Consider the following 17,759-nt stretch of genomic DNA (forward strand, 5'->3'; position numbering starts at 1 on the left):
TGCAGGGGGGACCCTGTGGGAGAGTAGGACGCCGCCGAACAATTATTCCGGGAAAGCCCCGTGCCCTTGTGGCACGGGGCTTTTCTGCGTTCAGAGCGTCTAGGCTCGAACCATGCGCTACGAACTGGTCATCTTCGACAACGATGGTGTGCTCGTCGACAGTGAGCCGATCGCCAACACCATCCTCGCCGGCTACCTCACCGAGCTCGGACACCCCACCTCGTACGAGGAATCCCTCCACGACTACATGGGGTCCGCCGTGCACCGGGTGCACGACCTCGTCGAGGAGCGGACGGGACAGAAGCTTCCCGCGGACTTCGACGAGACGCTCCACGCACGTGTCTTCGCCGCCTTCGAGCGGGAGCTCGTGGCGGTGGACGGAGTCCAGGACCTGCTCGGGAAGCTGGTCGCCGACGGGGTGGCGTACTGCGTCGCGTCGTCCGCGACCCACGAACGGATCAGGGTCGGCCACCGGAAGACCGGCCTCGACCAGTGGTTCGAGGAGGAGTGGATCTTCAGCTCCGAGGACGTGGGCCAGGGCAAGCCGTCACCCGACCTGTTCCTCCACGCCGCCGATCGGATGGGCGTCGCGCCCGAGCGGTGCGTCGTCATCGAGGACAGCCCGCTCGGCGTCGAGGCCGCCCGCGCCGCCGGGATGGATGTGTACGGATTCACGTCGATGATGCCGGCGGACCGGCTCGTCGGGGTGACGGGGTACTTCTCCGACATCTCCCAACTCCCGGAATTGCTCGCCTGATCCATCTACCCACCGGTAGACGGTGGCCCTACGCTCGCGGCCATGACAGACGCGCGGTTGCGGCACGGCAGGGCCTCCTTGGTGCTGAGCTTCTTCGTGCAGGGAGTGGCGTTCGCCCTGCTCGTGACGCGCATCCCCGCGATTCAGGACCAGTACGGGATATCCGACGGGCTGCTGCCCGCATTCCTGGCCGCCGTGCCGATCCTCGCGGGGGTCGGCAGCGTGGTCACCGAGAAGGTGGTCGCGCGGGTGCGGCCCGGGGTCGTACTGCGGTGGACGCAGCCCGTCGTGTTGCTGTCGCTGCTCGCGGTCGGCGCCGGCGGCGAGTTGTGGCAGGTCGCCGCCGCGCTCGGGGCGTTCGGGCTCGCCGTCGGGGCACTGGACGCGTCCATGAACATGATGGGTGTCAGCCTTCAGCGGGTGTACGGGCGCAGCATCATGCTCGGGTTCCACGCCGCGTACAGCCTCGGTGGCATCGCCGGGGCGACGATGGCGTGGGCCGGTGCGCACTGGGATCTGTCCCTGCTGGTGTCCTATCTGCCCGCCGCTGCCGTGCTGCTGCCCGCCGCTCTGGTGGGGAGCCGCTGGTACACCGACGGGAAGGGCGAGGGCGTGGTCCCTCCGGCCGGTGGGGAGGGGCGGCGGGCGGCTGTCCCGTTCAAGCTGTTGTTGCCGCTGTGTCTGGTGATGAGCTTCGCGTACATCGGGGACTCGACCGTCTCCAACTGGAGTGCCAAGTATCTCCAGGACGTGCTGGGCGGTTCGGAGCAGATGTCGACGCTGCCGTACAACGTCTACATGGTGACGACGCTGCTGGGGCGGGCCGTCGGGGACCTCGGGGTGCGGCGGCTCGGGGCGGTGGCCGTGGTGCGGTGCGGGAGTGTGCTGTCTGCTGTCGGCTTCGCCGTGGTGGCCGTGGCGCCCGGGGCCTGGGTGGGGCTTCTGGGCTTCACGCTGCTGGGGCTCGGCCTGTGCGTCATCGTGCCGCAGACGTTCGCGGCCGCCGGGCGGATGTTCCCGGGAGCCAGCGATGTGGCCGTGGCGCGGCTGAACGTCTTCAACTACGTGGGGTTCCTCGTGGGGTCGCCGCTCGTCGGGGCGCTCGGGGACGCGTGGAGCTATCGCGGGGCGATGCTCGTGCCCATGGTGCTGGTGCTGGCGACGCTCGTGTATGCCCGGTCGTTCGGTTCGGAGCATGCCCGATACGGTGGCGGGCATGAGCGGCCGCGCACAGTTGATGTGGGATGACGCAGTAACGGGATACGACTTCGGGGACAGCCATCCCATGGACCCGGTCAGACTCGCCCTGACGATGGGGCTGGTGCGGGCGTTCGGGCTCGACGGCGCGGTGGACGTGCGCGGGGCCAAGGCGGCCGGGAACTCCACGCTGAGACTGGTGCACCGCGAGGACTACGTGTCGGCCGTGCGGGCCGCTTCCCTCGACCCGAAGGACGCCGACCAGGCGTACGGTCTGGGGACGGTGGACGATCCGGCCTTCGCCGGGATGCACGAGGCGTCCGCGCTCATCGCCGGCCTCTCGGTGGGGGCGGCCGAAGCGGTGTGGCGGGGCGAGACCACCCACGCGGTGAACTTCACGGGCGGTCTGCACCACGCGATGCCGGGTAGCGCCGCTGGGTTCTGTATCTACAACGACCCGGCGCTCGCCATCGCGCGGCTGCTGGAGCTCGGTGCGGAGCGGGTCGCCTACGTCGATGTGGACGTCCACCACGGGGACGGGGTGCAGGCGGCGTTCTGGGAGGACCCCAGGGTGCTGACGGTGTCCTTGCACGAGCATCCTCGGACGCTGTTCCCGCAGACCGGGTGGCCGGAGGAGACCGGGGGCGGGGCCGGTGAGGGCGGTGCGGTGAATGTGGCGCTGCCCGCCGGTACGGGGGACGCGGGGTGGCTGCGGGCGTTCCACGCGGTGGTGCCCGAACTGCTGGCGGACTTCAGGCCGCAGGTGCTGGTGACCCAGCACGGGGCGGACACGCACTTCGAGGACCCGCTGGCTCATCTGGCGGTGTCGTTGGACGCGCAGCGTGCCGTCATGGAGGCGTGCCACGATCTCGCGCACGAGTACGCCGAGGACCGGTGGGTGGCGCTCGGCGGCGGCGGGTACGCGGTGGTCGATGTGGTGCCGCGGTCCTGGACCCATCTCGTGGGTATCGCCGCGCATGCGCCGGTGGACCCGGAGTCGATGGTTCCGGCCTCCTGGAAGGACGAGGTCTACGCACGGACCCGGCAGCTGGGGCCGGCCCGGATGACGGACGGCCGTACGCCGTCCTGGCAGCCGTGGGAAGCCGGTTACGATCCGGCGGACCGGCTCGACCAGGCGGTGCTGGCGACCCGGCGTGCGGCGTTCCCGCTGCGGGGGCTGCTGGCCTGACGGCGTGTCGGGTTCCGGCCGGCAGTGGCGTGCGGCGTGGAATGATTACGCCAACTGTGGGGCCTGTTAGGTCTTTTGGAGCTGCGACCGGTCCGGTGCGGGAGCATCGGGAGGGTGTTGAGCATCGGAGCGCTGCGCGCTCATCTGCTGGCGGCCCGGCTGGCCGGGCCCGTGGCGACCACGCGGGAGAACAGTCTGCGGAGCTATCGGCTCTTCGCGGCCCGGGACCCCAGGGTGACCCTCGGGCTCGGCGCGGATGGGGCCTGGGGCGAGCGGGATCTGTTGCGGCTCATGGCCGACAAGTGCGGGGTCTCGCCCGATCCCGCGTGTGTCTCGGGTGCTGATGTGATCGATCCGGAGCTCACCCTGGCCGCCCTGGACGCGTTCGCCGACCGGCTGGCGGGGGCTGTGGGCCGACGGGCTCCGGTGCTGTTCGGGACGGGTCATCCGCACCGGCTGCTCGGCTTCTACGCCGAGCTGGCAGACGCTTTGTCGGCGGCGGGGTGTCCTGTGCTCACCCCAGCGCAGGGGCGATGTGTCGACATAACGACCCGGTTCGGCGTACGTACGTACAGCATCGACTACGTACGAGGCGTCGCGCTGGTGCGCGAACCGGGCGCGCGGCCTCCCGATGATGTCACCGGCGCACATACCCACTCGCCGCTGCCGGTTCGGGCCGCGCTAGAGGATGCGGCGGACCGTCACGGGCTGCTGCCGGAGCTGGTGGTCGGGGACCACGGATGGGTCTGCGGGGCAGGTCAGCTGGGCATTGAGGCGATCGGGCTGGCCGATACGGACGATCCCGCGCTGTTCGTCGGAGAGGCCGAGGGGCGGGTGTCCGTCGCCGTTCCGCTTGATGATGCCGTGCACTCCGATTACTACCGCCCGCTGACGCGCTATGTACTCAATCGGGCGTGTCTGTCACAGTAGGCGCCCGATGGTCTCTCCTCTTCCCCACTCGCATCACCCGCCCCTAATCTGGGGAGTGAGCGCACATCGACGAAGAGTCACCGGAGGGGAAGCCGGTGCGCGTCGCGTGCGGAAGGTACAGGTGGGTCATGGCTGCTGGCAGCGAGGTACCTCTCAACGAGGTCAAATTTCTGACCGTGGCGGAAGTCGCCTCGGTCATGCGGGTGTCGAAGATGACCGTGTACCGCTTGGTGCACAGCGGTCATCTGCCGGCGATCCGGGTGGGAAGGTCCTTCCGGGTCCCGGAACAAGCGGTTCACGCGTATCTCCGCGAGTCCTTCGTGGGGGTGGAGTCGGCCTGACATTGCCCTCGGATTACGTCCCTCACCCAGTGGCGGGTAGGCTAGGCCGACGTAGGTCGTGTGGGCCCAGACGCCCCGCACCAGTGAAGAAGAAGTGAGCGAGGGTAGTCGTGGGCTCTGTTATTAAGAAGCGGCGCAAGCGGATGGCCAAGAAGAAGCACCGCAAGCTGCTCAAGCGCACGCGCGTTCAGCGTCGCAACAAGAAGTAAGCGAACGCAGTTCGTGAAACCGCAGCCCTCCCGCCGTTCTGGCGGGGGGGCTGCGGCGCTATTCGGGCCAAGCCTTCGGCAAGGCCCGCGATGGAGTCGTCACACGGGAACGTTCACCCGCTACGGTGACGGTCAGGGGTGTGCCCCGATCCGCAGGGCACCCGCTTCACGTACCGACGGAAGGCGCTGATCTTGGGGAAGGTCGTGCTCGTCACAGGAGTGGCCCGGCAGCTGGGAGGCCGCTTCGTGCGGCGCGTCCAGCGCGATCCCGAGGTCGACCGGGTGATCGCCGTCGACGCGGTCTCGCCCGGGCATCAGCTCGGCGAGGCCGAGTTCGTCATGGCGGACATCCGGCAGCCGGCGATCGCGAGGGTTCTCGCCGAACACTCCGTCGACACGGTCGTCCATCTGGATGTCTCCGGGAAGGCGCTCGGCGCGGGCGGCCGGACGGCCGTCAAGGAGAACAACGTCATCGGCACCATGCAGCTGCTCGGTGCCTGCCAGAAATCGCCGACCGTCCAACGGCTCGTCATCAAGTCCAGTACGGGCGTGTACGGCTCCGCGCCGCGCGACCCGGCGGTCTTCACCGAGACGACCCCGCCCAAGTCCCTGCCGAGCGGGGGCTTCGCGAAGGACGCCGTCGAGGTCGAGGGCTACGTACGGGGCTTCGCGCGCCGCAGGCCGGATGTCGCCGTCTGCGTCCTGCGGTTCGCGAACATCCTGGGGCCCGACCCGGACTCGCCGCTGGCCGACTATCTGGCACTGCCCGTACTGCCGACGGTCTTCGGGTACGACCCGAGACTTCAGTTCGTGCACGAGGACGACGTCATCGACGTCCTGCGGATCGCCTCGCACGAACCGCGGCGCGGGACGCTGAACAGCGGCACCTTCAACATCGCGGGCGACGGGGTACTGCTCCTGTCGCAGTGCTCGCGGCGGCTCGGGCGGCCGACGGTGCCCCTGCTGCTGCCGGCCGTCACCTGGGTGGGCTCGGCGCTCCGCACGATCGGCATGACGGACTTCTCGCCGGAGCAGATCCGCTTGCTGACGCACGGGCGGGTGGTCTCCACCGTGCAGATGCGCGAGACGCTGGGCTTCTTCCCGCGGTTCAGTACGGCGGAGACGTTCGCGGAGTTCGCACGCAGCCGGGGTCCGGGGCTGCTGCCGCCCGAGACGGTGGGCAGGGCCGTCGACCGGCTCGCGGAGTCGCGCTTCGCGGGCGGGGCACATTCAACTCACGGCGCCAGGTAGAGGAGCGCATCGACGATGACGGATGCCAAGGTCATTCCGTTCGACGACGACCGCACGCGGTCGGGGGGCGCGCAGCGTCCTGCGCGGCGCAGGACGGGGTCGGGCAGCAGTCGGGCAGCGGGGCCCGCAGCGGCCGGTGGGGCGCCTGTGAGCGCCCTTCCGGGCGGGGAGGTGCCGTTGGGCGCCCAGGCGGCCGGAGAGGGTGCGGTGCCGCCGCGGGAGGCCCAGGAGGCGGCGGGGAGCGGCTGGGACCGGCGGATCGCCGGCGGGCTGGCGTTTCTGCGCCGACGGGTCACCGGTGACTACGAGGTCGACGAGTTCGGTTACGACAAGGAGCTGACCGACCAGGTCCTCATGTCGATGCTCCGGCCGCTCGCGGACAAGTACTTCCGGGTCGAGGTGAAGGGCGTCGAGAACATCCCGTCCGACGGCGGGGCGCTCATCGTGGCCAACCACTCGGGGACGCTGCCGCTCGACGGGCTGATGCTTCAGGTCGCCGTGCACGACCACCATCCGGCCAACAGGCATCTGCGGCTGCTCGCCGCGGACCTGGTCTTCATGCTGCCCGTCGTCAACGAGCTGGCCCGCAAGGCCGGGCACACGCTGGCGTGCGCCGAGGACGCTCAGCGGCTGCTGGAGAGCGGCGAGGTCGTGGGGGTGATGCCGGAGGGCTTCAAGGGCATCGGGAAGCCGTTCGGCGAGCGGTACAAGCTGCAGCGCTTCGGGCGGGGCGGCTTCGTGTCGACCGCGCTGCGGGCCGGGGTGCCGATCGTGCCGTGCTCGATCGTGGGCGCGGAGGAGATCTATCCGATGATCGGCAACTCGAAGACCCTGGCGCGGGTGCTCGGGGTCCCGTACTTCCCGATCACGCCGACGTTTCCGTGGCTGGGGCCGCTCGGGGCGGTGCCGCTGCCGACGAAGTGGACGATCCAGTTCGGGGAGCCGATTCCTACGGACGGCTATCCGCCGGAGGCGGCGGAGGACCCGATGCTGATGTTCAACCTGACGGATCAGGTGCGGGAGCAGATCCAGCACACCTTGTACAAGTTGCTGGTGCAGCGGCGGTCGGTGTTCTTCTGACCCGTCGCCGGGCGGAGCGGGGCGTGGCCGGGCTGGGCCTTTGACGGGCCCAGCCCGGCGGTGCTCACGGCTTCAGGTCCTCGCCGTCGATGCCCAGGCCCGGCAGGAGGCCGGGGAGCAGTGGCGGGAGGGTGACGTCCGGGGACGGGGGCATGCTGACCTTGCCGTCCGGGGACGACGGGGTGACCTCGTCCGTCGGGAGGTCGTCGAGCAGGCCGTCCGTACCGCCGCCGAGCAGTCCGTCGGACGGGCTGCTGCCGGAGCCGGACGGTTCGGGCTGGGTGCTCTGGTCCGTACGGCCCTCCGGTGCGGTGGGCGAGGCGGGCGCGGGTGCGCCGCCACCGGACGGGCCGGTGGCGTCCTGCGGGGTGCCGGTCCGGCGAGGCTCCTCGCTCCGCTCCGGGGCGCTGGGGAGCAGCGCCTGGAGGGGGGCGACCTCTTCGTCCATGGCCTCGAAGACCGAGCTGACCTTGTCGCTGATGTCGGTCAGCTGTACGGGGAGCCGGTCCCGGAGGTTGCTCCAGCTCTCGCGGTGCGAGCGGGAGAACGAGTCCAGTGTCTGGATGGGACCGATGGAGCCGTCCCGCTGGTACGCCGTGTGCAGAAGGCGGTGGCCCTCCGTGGCGTCGTGGGTCATGCGGCTGAGTGTGCGCCTGACCTCACCGAGTGATTCATGGTCCATTTCGCCCGAGCGGCCCCGCTCCATGAGGCGGCGTGCCTCACTGAGCCGGGTGGATGCCTGGTCCAGGTATGTCTCGCCGCGGTCGGCGTCGCCGTTGGCCATACCGAGGTTGATGTCTTCCATGCCGCGCTTCAGCCCGTACAGGGAATCACCCGGCAGGGCGTCCGAACTGGCAGCGGCCACTCCGCCGAAGGCTCCTGCGGCCACACCTACGGTGAGTCCGCCGGCGGTGAGTCCTTTCGCCCAGCGTGAGCGGGGGCGCAGTTTCCGGAGCGGGGAGGCCCGGTGGGCCCCCTTGCCCCGTTGTTCGGGCACCGTAGGGCCCGTGGACGCGCCGCCCTCGGCGAACATGGCCTCCATGGCGGCGACGAGCTGCGCTCGTTGCACCATTTTGACCTCGGGGTCCAACTTCGGCTTCGGTAGCTCACCGAGGCCGTTCGCCAGGGCCAACAGCGGTCCGTGGTCGGCCTGTTCGGCCGGTTCCTCGGGCTGTACGGCCGCCGCACCCTGGAGCGACTGCTCCTCCATGGCCTGGGCGAAGGCGTTCGCCCGCCGGTGTGCCGAAACGTTTGCGATCACTGGCGGCACCTCCTCTCGTCATGACGGTCGACTCCCCTGAGCGTCCGGAAGGTTGCGTACCTTGAGCGTTTCCACTCGATTGAGTGAGCGGAAGCGGTCATGGTGTGACGACAGGGGGCCTGCAACCGGCACAACGAGCGGCGCGGCACTTGGGTTACGCACGAAAGATGATCGGACCAGTGCGGCATGAGCCGATCACCGTGGGTCGGTCTAACGGGCGTCGTCCGGCAGGAGCCGGGCGAGTGTGCGGACGGCGCGGTACTGCAGAGTCTTGATCGCGCCCTCGTTCTTGCCCATCACCCGGGCCGTCTCGGCGACCGAGAGGCCCTGCAGGAAACGCAGGGTGACGCACTCCTGCTGTTGTGGATTGAGTCGGCGCACGGCCTGGAGCAGCGCGGCATTGGAGAGGGACTCCAGGACGGAGTCCTCGGGGCTTCGCTCGACCTCGTTGGCGTCGAGCATTTCGCCGGTGGTCACTTCCAGTCGGAAACGACTGGATTTGAAGTGGTCGGCGACCAGGTTTCGAGCGATTGTGACCAACCAGGCGCCGAAGTCGCGGCCCTGCCAGGTGAAGGTGGAGATGCGGCGGAGCGCGCGCAGGAAGGTCTCGCTGGTGAGGTCCTCCGCTGTCGCCTTCCCTCCTACGCGGTAGTAGATGTACCGGTACACGGTGTCGCTGTACTGGTCGTACAGGCGGCCGAAGGCGTCCGCCTCGCCGGCTTGTGCGCGCTCGACAAGATCCATCATGCGAGCGCTGTCGCTGTCGGCCGTCGGCCGACGAACGGTTGACGTGGTCGTGGCGCCGCGGTTGCTGCGTCTTCCGACCGCCGCACTCCGTTCGGCCAGGGCATAGCAGGGGCCGACGGGTGCAGGGGCGGCAAAAGCGGGGACGGCGTACGCGGTGGGGACGAAGCCGCGCAAGCGGTCGATGACCGTTGCGCGCAGCGCAGCCAGGCCCGAGGCGTCAACCCCGACATGTGGGTACACGGGACTCCCAGAGGCAGAGCTTCCATCACGTGCAGTTCGAAAACCGTCACTCGTCGTAGCGGGTGAGGGGCTCCGTCATGCGTCTGAGGAGAATAACGCTTCGTACAGGCGGCGCTACACCCAGTTGCTAAAATCACCGGTTACGTCGCTTCTATAACCTCTAAGTGACTGTTCCAGTAGCACATCGTGATCGAGTATTGATCGAATTACTTCGAGATCTGCCTGTAGGCGCGACGGGTTGTGGTCGGAGCATGGCAATCCGACTGGCCGGAGCGGTGGGCGGGGAGACGCGGACGGGCGTACCGATCGGCCGTGCGGCCCCGGGCGTGGCCCGCGAGAGGCTGTCCGGCCGCCCGACGGGCTGCCGTCGGGCACGCGGGAGGCCGCGGTTTCGTACGAGCGGTCCCGTACCGAGGGGAAGTAGGGAGGCGCGAGGCGGGGGCGCGCGTCGGGGCGCGGTCGCTGCGGTCGCTTCAGGGGGAGGGCGGCACGCGGACGCTCGCGCCGGGTGGGTCAGCGGCGGCGGCGGTGCATGGCGACCGCCGCGGCGGTGCCGCCGGCCAGGGCGCCCACGCCGGCCGCAGCCGGAATGCCGACCTTCGCCGCCTTGCGGCCGGTGCGGTAGTCGCGCAGGCGCCAGTCCAGGGCGCGGGCGTGCTTGCGGAGCTTGGTGTCCGGGTTGATCGCGTACGGGTGCCCGACCAGGGAGAGCATGGGGATGTCGTTGTGCGAGTCGCTGTAGGCGGCGCAGCGCTCCAGGTCCAGGCCCTCGGCGGCCGCCAGGGCGCGTACCGCCTCGGCCTTCGCGGGGCCGTGCAGCGGCTCGCCGACCAGGCGGCCCGTATAGACGCCGTCGACCGATTCGGCGACCGTGCCCAGTGCTCCGGTCAGGCCGAGGCGGCGGGCGATGATCGTGGCGGTCTCCACCGGGGCGGCCGTGACGAGCCAGACCTTCTGTCCGGCGTCCAGGTGGGCCTGGGCGAGGGCGCGGGTGCCTGGCCAGATGCGGTCGGCCATGTATTCGTCGTAGATCTCCTCGCCGATGGACATCAGCTCGGAGACGCGGTGGCCCTTGACGATGGACAGGGCGCTGTCGCGGGCGTCCTGCATGTGTTCCGGATCTTCGACGCCGGCCAGCCGGAACCACGCCTGCTGCCACGCGAAGCGGGTCAGCTCGCGGCGCTGGAAGAACTTCCGCTTGTACAGGCCGCGGCCGAAGTGGAAGATCGCGGCGCCCTGCATCACGGTGTTGTCGAGGTCGAAGAAGGCGGCGGCGCGGTCGTCGCCGGTCACCGGGAACGCGGGTTCCTCGGCCTCGGTGGGAAGGAGGGACTCGTCGGTGAGGAGCGATGACTTCCGCGCTGCCTCGGCTGCTGCCTCGCCTGCCAGGACGCTCCGTGCTGTCGCGGAGCGCCTACGGGGTGTGAGCCATCCAAGAGCGGCCATGTCGTGAGCATAGCCAGTCTGCTCGTCACTGCCCGACCTGCTGGGATGCGAAGGCGTGAACTCTCCGAGGCCGAATTGTTAAACGGGTGATTCCGGGCGTGCGGGGGCGGGGGAGTCCGGGGCCCGTGGGGTGGGTACGGACAGGCGCAGAATGTAGGCATGAGTGCACTGCTGCGTCGTACGAAGAAGAAGCCCGCGGACCGCGTGGTGACCTTGGTGGGCAAGCCGGGATGCCATCTCTGTGACGACGCGAGGCTCGTGGTGCGCGAGGTCTGCGCGGAGACCGGCGCGTCGTGGGTGGAGAAGGACATCACGCAGGACGAGGCGCTGTACAGGGAGTACTGGGAGCAGATTCCGGTGGTGCTCGTGGATGACGAACAGCACACGTTCTGGCGTGTGGACCCGGGCAGGTTGCGCAAGGCGCTGGGTGCCTGACTGAAACCCGGTAACATCATGGGCGTTTTGAGTGGTCTCGGGGGCGTAGACATGAGGAGTGTGTACCGCCTTGCCCCCTTCGCGCCCGCAACGGGCTGATGCGGTCCATGGTTCCGGGATCGCGCAGGGAATGCGCGTGACCCCGGTCACTTTGACCGGACAAAACGGACACCATCTTTGTGCACGCGTTCACAAAGACATAGCCTGCATTCGACGGGGCGGTCCTGGGACATACGGCCGCCTGCAGCCCCGCTCATCCCGCAGGAGCACCGTGGCAACTGGCCGAAATCACCGACCGGCGACCCGTAGCCGAGGAATTCCCGAGGCCACCGTCGCCCGACTTCCGCTGTATCTCCGCGCTTTGACGGCGCTCTCCGAGCGCTCGGTTCCCACGGTCTCGTCCGAGGAACTCGCCGCGGCGGCGGGGGTCAACTCCGCCAAGCTCCGCAAGGACTTCAGCTACCTGGGGTCCTACGGCACGCGTGGTGTCGGGTACGACGTGGAGTACCTCGTCTACCAGATCTCCCGCGAGCTCGGGCTCACCCAGGACTGGCCGGTCGTCATCGTCGGTATCGGTAACCTCGGCGCCGCCCTCGCGAACTACGGCGGCTTCGCCTCCCGTGGTTTCCGCGTCGCGGCCCTGATCGACGCCGACCCCGCCATGGCCGGTACGCCCGTCGCCGGGATCGCCGTCCAGCACAGCGATGAGCTGGAGAAGATCATCAGCGACAACGGTGTGTCGATCGGTGTCATCTCCACGCCTGCCGGTGCCGCGCAGCAGGTCTGCGACCGGCTCGTCGCCGCGGGCGTGACGTCCATCCTGAACTTCGCCCCCACGGTGCTCTCCGTGCCCGACGGGGTCGACGTGCGCAAGGTCGACCTCTCCATCGAGCTTCAGATCCTCGCCTTCCACGAGCAGCGCAAGGCCGGTGAGGAAGCGGCCGGGAACAACGCGGAGCAGGCCGACGCGCCGCCTCTGCGCGCCACTCCCGTGAGCCGGAAGGGACCCGACGGGGACATGCCCGCCGTGATGCCGGCATGAGCCTCCTCGTCGTAGGTCTGAGCCACCGCAGCGCCCCCGTCTCCGTACTGGAGAGGGCCTCGCTGGCCGCCGAGACCCAGGCCAAGCTGTTGCAGGACACCCTCGCCGCGGAACCCGCGACCGAGGCGGCCGTGCTGGCCACCTGCAACCGCATCGAGCTGTACGCGGACGTGGACAAGTTCCACGCGGGCGTCGCCGAGCTGTCCACGCTGCTCGCCCAGCACAGCGGGGTCGGTCTCGACGAGCTCACTCCCTATCTCTATGTGCACTACGAGGACCGGGCCGTCCACCACCTCTTCTCGGTGGCCTGCGGCCTCGACTCGATGGTCGTCGGCGAGGGCCAGATCCTCGGCCAGATCAAGGACGCGCTCGCGCTGGGGCAGGAGCTCCACACCGCGGGACGCCTGCTCAACGACCTCTTCCAGCAGGCCCTGCGGGTCGGCAAGCGCGCGCACAGCGAGACCGGGATCGACCGGGCCGGGCAGTCGCTCGTCACCTTCGGTCTCGAGCAGCTCGCCGACGGTGCCGACGTCACCGACTGGGCGGGCGGCAAGCGCGCCCTGGTGATCGGCGCCGGTTCGATGTCCTCGCTGGCCGCCGCCACCCTGGCCCGTACCGGTGTCGCCGAGATCGTCGTCGCCAACCGCACCAGGGCCCGCGCCGACCGGCTCGTCGAGATCCTCGGACAGAGCGGCACCGCGGCCCGTGCCGTGGAGATGGCCGCCGTCTCCGGCGAACTGACACGTGCCGACGTCGTCGTCTCCTGCACCGGTGCGACCGGTCTCGTCCTGACCGCCGAGGCCGTCGCCGACGCGCTCGGAGTGGCGTTCGACGCGGCCGCCGAGGCGCCCGCAGTGCCCCTCGCCCCCACCGCGGAGCTGGACCAGCACGCCGCGTGGGTGGAGAACGGTTCCGCCGCGCAGGAACGGGCCGCCCGCCGGGCCACCGTGCCCGCCCAGCGCTCCGGCCCCGTCCGGCTCGCCCTGCTCGACCTGGCCATGCCGCGTGACATCGACGGCGCGGCCCACCGCGTCGACGGTGTGCGCCTCGTCGACATCGAGTCGCTCGCCGAGGCGTCCGCGGACGCTCCGATGGCCGCCGATGTGGACCAGGTGCGCACCATCGTCGCCGACGAGGTCGCCGCCTTCGGCGCCGCTCAGCGCGCCGCGCACATCACCCCGACCGTCGTCGCCCTGCGCACCATGGCCGCCGATGTGGTGGCCGGCGAGATCGCGCGGCTCGACGGACGCCTCCCCGATCTGGACGAGAAGCAGCGCGCGGAGATCACACAGACCGTGCGCCGCGTCGTCGACAAACTCCTGCACGCGCCCACCGTGCGGGTCAAGCAGCTCGCCAGTGAGCCCGGCGGCGCCGGGTACGCCGATGCGCTGCGGGAACTCTTCGACCTTGACCCGCAGACGGTCGCCGCCGTCTCCCGGGCAGACCTGAACGACCCGAATAGAGGGCGGTCATGACCGACAACTCATCCCTGGGCGCGCCGGCCCCGGTGCCGCTCCGGCTGGGAACCCGCCGCAGCAAGCTCGCCATGGCGCAGTCCGGCCTGGTCGCAGACGCGGTCAGGGAGGTGACCGGGCGTGCCGTCGAGCTCGTCGAGATCACCACGTACGGAGACACCTCCAAGGAGCACCTCGCGCAGATCGGCGGGACCGGCGTATTCGTCGCCGCACTGCGCGAAGCGCTCCTGCGCGGCGAGGTGGACTTCGCCGTCCACTCGCTCAAGGACCTGCCGACGGCCCAGCCCGAAGGTCTCGTCCTGGCCGCCGTGCCGGAACGCGAGGACCCGCGTGACGTGCTGGTGGCGCGGGACGGGCTGACCTTCGAGCAGCTTCCGTCCGGCGCCCGCATAGGCACCGGTTCGCCGCGCCGCATGGCGCAGCTCAACGCGTACGCCCGGTCCCACGGCCTCGACATCGAGACCGTGGCGATCCGGGGCAACGTAGATACGCGTATCGGATTTGTACGAAGCGGGGAGCTCGACGCGGTGGTACTCGCCGCCGCCGGGCTCAGCCGCCTCGGCCGGACCGGTGAGGTGACCGACTTCCTGCCGGTCGACACCGTTCTGCCCGCTCCCGGTCAGGGAGCACTGGCGATCGAATGTGCTGCAACCAGCACGGACCTCGCCGCCGCGCTCGCCGAGCTCGACGACCGGTACACCCGGGTCGCCGTGACCGCCGAGCGTGCCCTGCTCGCCGCCCTGGAGGCCGGCTGCTCCGCACCTGTGGGTGCGCTGGCCGACCTCCTGGTCGACGGTCAGACTGTCAACGAACTGCGCCTGCGCGGTGTCGTCGGTTCCACCGATGGTTCCTCGCTGGTGCAGCTGTCCACCACCGGTCCCGTCCCCACGTCGCCCGACGACGCGGCGGCCCTCGGTCGCGAGCTCGCGGCCGAGATGCTTGCCAAGGGTGCGGCCGGTCTTATGGGGGAGCGAGCACTTTGAGCCCCACCGGCCCCGCCGTATCCGACTTTCCTGTCCTGCCCGCAGGGCACGTCACCTTCCTCGGCGCCGGTCCCGGCGACCCGGGACTGCTGACTCTGCGCGCCGTCGAGGCGCTCGCGAGCGCGGACGTCCTTGTCGCGGAACCGCATGTCCTCGACGTCGTCCGCTGCCATGCGCGGGCAGGCGTAAGCACGCCTGAGCTGACGGTTGTTGACGTGGCGTCAACAACCGTCGGGGTACCCGTTCTCAGGGATGCGGCCAATCTTGTCATGGAGGCCGCGAAGGGCGGCAGGCGGGTCGTCCGAGCCATTTCGGGTGACCCCGGCCTGGACGGGCACGCGGGCGCGGAGATGCTCGCCTGCGCCGCCGCGGGCGTGCCCTTCGAGGTCGTGCCCGGTGTCGCCAACGTCGTGGGCGTGCCCGCGTACGCCGGCGTGCCGCTGCGCGACGCGCAGGGCGCCGACGTCCGTTTCGTCGACGCGCGTACCGCCTCGGACCGCTGCTGGGCCGAGGTCGGCGCGAGCGACGCCACGGCCGTCGTGTCCACGACGCTCGACTCGGTGGCCGCGGTCGCCGGTGAGCTGGTCTCGGCGGGCCGTAAGCCCGACACCCCGCTGACCGTCACGATCGCCGGCACGACGACCCGCCAGCGCACCTGGACGGCGACCCTCGGCACGATCGCCCAGCTGTTCAAGCAGACGAAGGTGCTCCCTTCACCGGACGGGCACCAGCCCGTCATAGCCGTGGTCGGTGAGCGCAGCTCCGCCGCCCAGCGCGAACAGCTCGCGTGGTTCGAGTCCAAGCCGATGTTCGGCTGGAAGGTGCTCGTGCCGCGCACGAAGGAGCAGGCGGCTTCGCTCTCCGACCAGCTGCGTTCCTACGGCGCGGTGCCGCACGAGGTGCCGACGATCGCCGTCGAGCCGCCGCGTACGCCCCAGCAGATGGAGCGCGCGGTCAAGGGCCTGGTCACGGGGCGCTACGAGTGGATCGCCTTCACGAGCGTCAACGCCGTCAAGGCCGTCCGGGAGAAGTTCGAGGAGTACGGGCTCGACGCCCGTGCCTTCGCCGGGATCAAGGTCGCGGCCGTCGGTGAGCAGACGGCCGCCGCGCTGATCGACTTCGGCGTGAAGCCGGACCTGGTGCCGTCCGGTGAGCAGTCCGCCGCCGGGCTGCTGGAGGACTGGCCGCCGTACGACCCGGTCTTCGACCCGATCGACCGTGTCTTCCTGCCGCGTGCCGACATCGCCACCGAGACCCTGGTGGCCGGCCTCATCGAGCTGGGCTGGGAGGTCGACGACGTCACCGCGTACCGCACGGTCCGCGCCTCGCCGCCGCCCGCCGACACGCGTGAGGCCATCAAGGGCGGCGGGTTCGACGCGGTGCTCTTCACCTCGTCGTCCACCGTGCGAAACCTCGTCGGTATCGCCGGCAAGCCGCACAACGTGACGGTGATCGCGTGCATCGGCCCGGCCACGGCGAAGACCGCCGAGGAGCACGGCCTGCGGGTCGACGTGCTGTCCCCGGAGCCGTCGGTGCACAAGCTGGCCGAGGCGCTCGCGGCGTTCGGCGCGCAGCGCCGGGACGCGGCCAAGGAGGCCGGTGACCCGGTGACCCGGCCGAGCGAGCGGCGTCCGGGTGCGCGGAGGCGTCGTACGACGACCTGACCGGTTCGGTCGCAGGTGTTAGGGGTCCGGCTGCTTCGGCGGCCGGGCCCCGCTCCGTTTTCCGGCACGGGTGTCGGTAAGACGGTGGTGTGTACGGGTCTATCGTCGAAGGATGACTGTGTACGGAAACTTCCCCGGCTCCCGCCCCCGGCGGCTGCGGACGACGCCCGTGATGCGACGCATGGTCGCCGAGACCCGCCTCCACCCGGCGAACCTGATCCTGCCCGCGTTCGTACGCGAGGGCATCGACGCGCCTGTCGCCATCTCGGCCATGCCCGGCGTGCAGCAGCACACCCTGGACACCCTGCGGAAGGCCGCCCTCGACGCGGTGTCGGCCGGCGTCTCGGGGATCATGCTCTTCGGTGTCCCGCTGGACGAGAAGAAGGACGCGACGGGCACGGCGGGCACCGACCCGGACGGAATCCTGCAGGTCGCGCTGCGGGCGGTGCGGGAAGAGGTGGGCGACGACCTCGTGGTCATGTCCGACCTCTGTCTGGACGAGTACACCGACCACGGGCACTGCGGTGTGCTGACCGAGGACGGCCGCGTCGACAACGACGTCACGCTGGAGCGGTACGCGGAGATGGCGCAGGTCCAGGCGGACGCGGGCGCCCACGTGGTAGGGCCGAGCGGCATGATGGACGGCCAGGTCGGCGTCGTCCGTGACGCGCTCGACCAGACCGGGCACGAGGACGTGTCGATCCTCGCCTACACCGCGAAGTACTCGTCCGCGTTCTACGGGCCGTTCCGCGAGGCGGTCGGCTCGTCGCTGAGGGGCGACCGCAAGACGTACCAGCAGGACCCGGCGAACACCCGCGAGTCCCTGCGCGAGCTGGCGCTCGACCTCGACGAGGGCGCCGACATGGTCATGGTGAAGCCTGCCGGACCGTACCTGGACATCCTGGCGAAGGTCGCGGAGTCGGTGGACGTGCCGGTGGCCGCGTACCAGATCAGCGGTGAGTACGCGATGATCGAGGCCGCCGCGGAGCGGGGCTGGATCGACCGGGACGCCGCGATCATGGAGAGCCTGACCGGAATCCGGCGCGCGGGTGCGCAGATGATCCTGACGTACTGGGCCACCGAGGTCGCGCAGCGGCTGGCACGGGGCTGAGGGCCGGCCTCGGCCGCGCCTGATCGTCAGGGCGTGTCGAGCAGGGCCGCGAACGTCACGGACGTGAGAAGCACCGTGGCGGGGGCGAGCACGGTGATGAGCACGCGGCGGGCTGCCTTCCCCTTGCGCCAGGGGAGCGCCCAGGCGGCCATGAGCAGGATCAGCGAGAGCGCCAGGCCGCAGCAGAGCAGCGTCCACGCCGGGCCGAAGCTCGCGTCGAAGCGGTCGGGGTCGGCCTCCGAGCAGGAGTCGCAGGCCATCGGCGAGAGCCCGCCGGTGACGAGCGCGAAGAACGCGAGCGGCAGCGTGACGAGCGTGGAGACGAGCGGGGCGATCCAGGCGCGCGTGTCACGCGCGTGGGTGAGGTCATCGGGCACGTGTACGAGTCAACTCGGCGCCCG

At 70.2% G+C, this 17,759-nt stretch carries 18 protein-coding genes; 14 read left to right on the plus strand and 4 right to left on the minus strand.

The window, feature by feature from the left end:
- The first annotated feature begins 112 nt into the window (after positions 1-112).
- The 8 genes from ACFWSK_RS15320 to ACFWSK_RS15355 all read left to right on the plus strand — a co-directional run bounded on the left by ACFWSK_RS15320 (position 113) and on the right by ACFWSK_RS15355 (position 6,954).
- Entirely contained in the window at positions 113-757 is a 645-nt protein-coding gene (locus tag ACFWSK_RS15320; RefSeq protein ID WP_383785360.1) for an HAD family hydrolase, read from the plus strand.
- A gap of 42 nt (positions 758-799) precedes the next feature.
- Complete coding sequence (locus ACFWSK_RS15325) at positions 800-2,005, plus strand: MFS transporter (protein ID WP_383785363.1); 1,206 nt, start codon at positions 800-802, stop codon at positions 2,003-2,005.
- Complete coding sequence (locus ACFWSK_RS15330; RefSeq protein ID WP_383785366.1) at positions 1,974-3,143, plus strand: acetoin utilization protein AcuC; 1,170 nt, start codon at positions 1,974-1,976, stop codon at positions 3,141-3,143. Before ACFWSK_RS15325 ends, ACFWSK_RS15330 begins: the two co-directional genes overlap by 32 nt.
- Positions 3,144-3,257: 114 nt before the next feature.
- Complete coding sequence (locus tag ACFWSK_RS15335; RefSeq protein WP_383785369.1) at positions 3,258-4,073, plus strand: phosphatase; 816 nt, start codon at positions 3,258-3,260, stop codon at positions 4,071-4,073.
- 128 nt (positions 4,074-4,201) lie between these two features.
- On the plus strand, positions 4,202-4,414 hold the full coding sequence (locus ACFWSK_RS15340; protein WP_362843200.1) for a helix-turn-helix domain-containing protein: 213 nt from the start codon (positions 4,202-4,204) through the stop codon (positions 4,412-4,414).
- Between the two features lie 110 nt (positions 4,415-4,524).
- Positions 4,525-4,623 carry a 30S ribosomal protein bS22 gene (locus ACFWSK_RS15345; protein ID WP_003948845.1) on the plus strand — a complete coding sequence of 33 codons (99 nt, stop codon included), beginning with the start codon at positions 4,525-4,527 and terminating at the stop codon, positions 4,621-4,623.
- Positions 4,624-4,815: 192 nt separating this feature from the next.
- Positions 4,816-5,874, plus strand: a complete 1,059-nt coding sequence (locus ACFWSK_RS15350) for an NAD-dependent epimerase/dehydratase family protein (protein ID WP_383785372.1) — start codon at positions 4,816-4,818, stop codon at positions 5,872-5,874.
- A gap of 15 nt (positions 5,875-5,889) precedes the next feature.
- Positions 5,890-6,954: a lysophospholipid acyltransferase family protein gene (locus ACFWSK_RS15355; RefSeq protein WP_383785375.1), complete on the plus strand. Its 1,065-nt coding sequence runs from the start codon at positions 5,890-5,892 to the stop codon at positions 6,952-6,954.
- A 64-nt stretch (positions 6,955-7,018) separates the two neighbouring features.
- On the opposite strand, the gene ACFWSK_RS15360 is transcribed toward ACFWSK_RS15355, so the two are convergent.
- From ACFWSK_RS15360 to ACFWSK_RS15370, 3 genes are all read right to left on the minus strand, one after another.
- Positions 7,019-8,215, minus strand: a complete 1,197-nt coding sequence (locus tag ACFWSK_RS15360) for a DUF5667 domain-containing protein (protein WP_383785378.1) — start codon at positions 8,213-8,215, stop codon at positions 7,019-7,021.
- Positions 8,216-8,425: 210 nt separating this feature from the next.
- Positions 8,426-9,202, minus strand: a complete 777-nt coding sequence (locus tag ACFWSK_RS15365) for an ECF subfamily RNA polymerase sigma factor, BldN family (RefSeq protein ID WP_383785380.1) — start codon at positions 9,200-9,202, stop codon at positions 8,426-8,428.
- Between the two features lie 513 nt (positions 9,203-9,715).
- Positions 9,716-10,648 carry an HAD family hydrolase gene (locus ACFWSK_RS15370; RefSeq protein WP_383785383.1) on the minus strand — a complete coding sequence of 311 codons (933 nt, stop codon included), beginning with the start codon at positions 10,646-10,648 and terminating at the stop codon, positions 9,716-9,718.
- Positions 10,649-10,807: 159 nt separating this feature from the next.
- Between ACFWSK_RS15370 and ACFWSK_RS15375 the strand changes: the two genes are divergently transcribed.
- The 6 genes from ACFWSK_RS15375 (at position 10,808) to hemB (ending at position 17,358) form a co-directional block, all read left to right on the plus strand.
- A complete protein-coding gene (locus ACFWSK_RS15375) occupies positions 10,808-11,083 on the plus strand; it encodes a glutaredoxin family protein (protein WP_383785387.1) in 276 nt (91 codons plus the stop codon).
- A gap of 271 nt (positions 11,084-11,354) precedes the next feature.
- Positions 11,355-12,125, plus strand: coding sequence for a redox-sensing transcriptional repressor Rex (locus ACFWSK_RS15380; protein WP_383785390.1), 771 nt, complete (start codon positions 11,355-11,357; stop codon positions 12,123-12,125).
- On the plus strand, positions 12,122-13,600 hold the full coding sequence (locus ACFWSK_RS15385) for a glutamyl-tRNA reductase (RefSeq protein ID WP_383785392.1): 1,479 nt from the start codon (positions 12,122-12,124) through the stop codon (positions 13,598-13,600). The genes ACFWSK_RS15380 and ACFWSK_RS15385 overlap by 4 nt, the downstream gene beginning before the upstream one ends.
- Positions 13,597-14,583 (plus strand): hydroxymethylbilane synthase, encoded by a 987-nt coding sequence (hemC, locus tag ACFWSK_RS15390; protein WP_383785395.1) that lies wholly within the window; start codon positions 13,597-13,599, stop codon positions 14,581-14,583. The genes ACFWSK_RS15385 and hemC overlap by 4 nt, the downstream gene beginning before the upstream one ends.
- Entirely contained in the window at positions 14,580-16,247 is a 1,668-nt protein-coding gene (locus ACFWSK_RS15395; RefSeq protein ID WP_383785398.1) for a uroporphyrinogen-III synthase, read from the plus strand. The genes hemC and ACFWSK_RS15395 overlap by 4 nt, the downstream gene beginning before the upstream one ends.
- Before the next feature lie 112 nt (positions 16,248-16,359).
- Complete coding sequence (hemB, locus tag ACFWSK_RS15400) at positions 16,360-17,358, plus strand: porphobilinogen synthase (RefSeq protein ID WP_383785401.1); 999 nt, start codon at positions 16,360-16,362, stop codon at positions 17,356-17,358.
- A 26-nt stretch (positions 17,359-17,384) separates the two neighbouring features.
- On the opposite strand, the gene ACFWSK_RS15405 is transcribed toward hemB, so the two are convergent.
- Entirely contained in the window at positions 17,385-17,735 is a 351-nt protein-coding gene (locus ACFWSK_RS15405; RefSeq protein WP_383785404.1) for a hypothetical protein, read from the minus strand.
- Positions 17,736-17,759: the final 24 nt, after the last annotated feature.

Source organism: Streptomyces sp. NPDC058620 (assembly GCF_042717135.1).
In the GTDB taxonomy this organism is placed as follows: Bacteria; Actinomycetota; Actinomycetes; order Streptomycetales; family Streptomycetaceae; genus Streptomyces.

Coding starts and splice junctions, on each gene's coding strand:
- ACFWSK_RS15320 (WP_383785360.1), top strand. CDS start 113: ATGCGCTACGAACTGGTCATCTTCGACAACGATGGTGTGCTCGTCGAC.
- ACFWSK_RS15325 (WP_383785363.1), top strand. CDS start 800: ATGACAGACGCGCGGTTGCGGCACGGCAGGGCCTCCTTGGTGCTGAGC.
- ACFWSK_RS15330 (WP_383785366.1), top strand. CDS start 1,974: ATGAGCGGCCGCGCACAGTTGATGTGGGATGACGCAGTAACGGGATAC.
- ACFWSK_RS15340 (WP_362843200.1), top strand. CDS start 4,202: ATGGCTGCTGGCAGCGAGGTACCTCTCAACGAGGTCAAATTTCTGACC.
- ACFWSK_RS15355 (WP_383785375.1), top strand. CDS start 5,890: ATGACGGATGCCAAGGTCATTCCGTTCGACGACGACCGCACGCGGTCG.
- ACFWSK_RS15370 (WP_383785383.1), bottom strand. CDS start 10,648: ATGGCCGCTCTTGGATGGCTCACACCCCGTAGGCGCTCCGCGACAGCA.
- ACFWSK_RS15375 (WP_383785387.1), top strand. CDS start 10,808: ATGAGTGCACTGCTGCGTCGTACGAAGAAGAAGCCCGCGGACCGCGTG.
- ACFWSK_RS15385 (WP_383785392.1), top strand. CDS start 12,122: ATGAGCCTCCTCGTCGTAGGTCTGAGCCACCGCAGCGCCCCCGTCTCC.
- hemC (WP_383785395.1), top strand. CDS start 13,597: ATGACCGACAACTCATCCCTGGGCGCGCCGGCCCCGGTGCCGCTCCGG.
- hemB (WP_383785401.1), top strand. CDS start 16,360: ATGACTGTGTACGGAAACTTCCCCGGCTCCCGCCCCCGGCGGCTGCGG.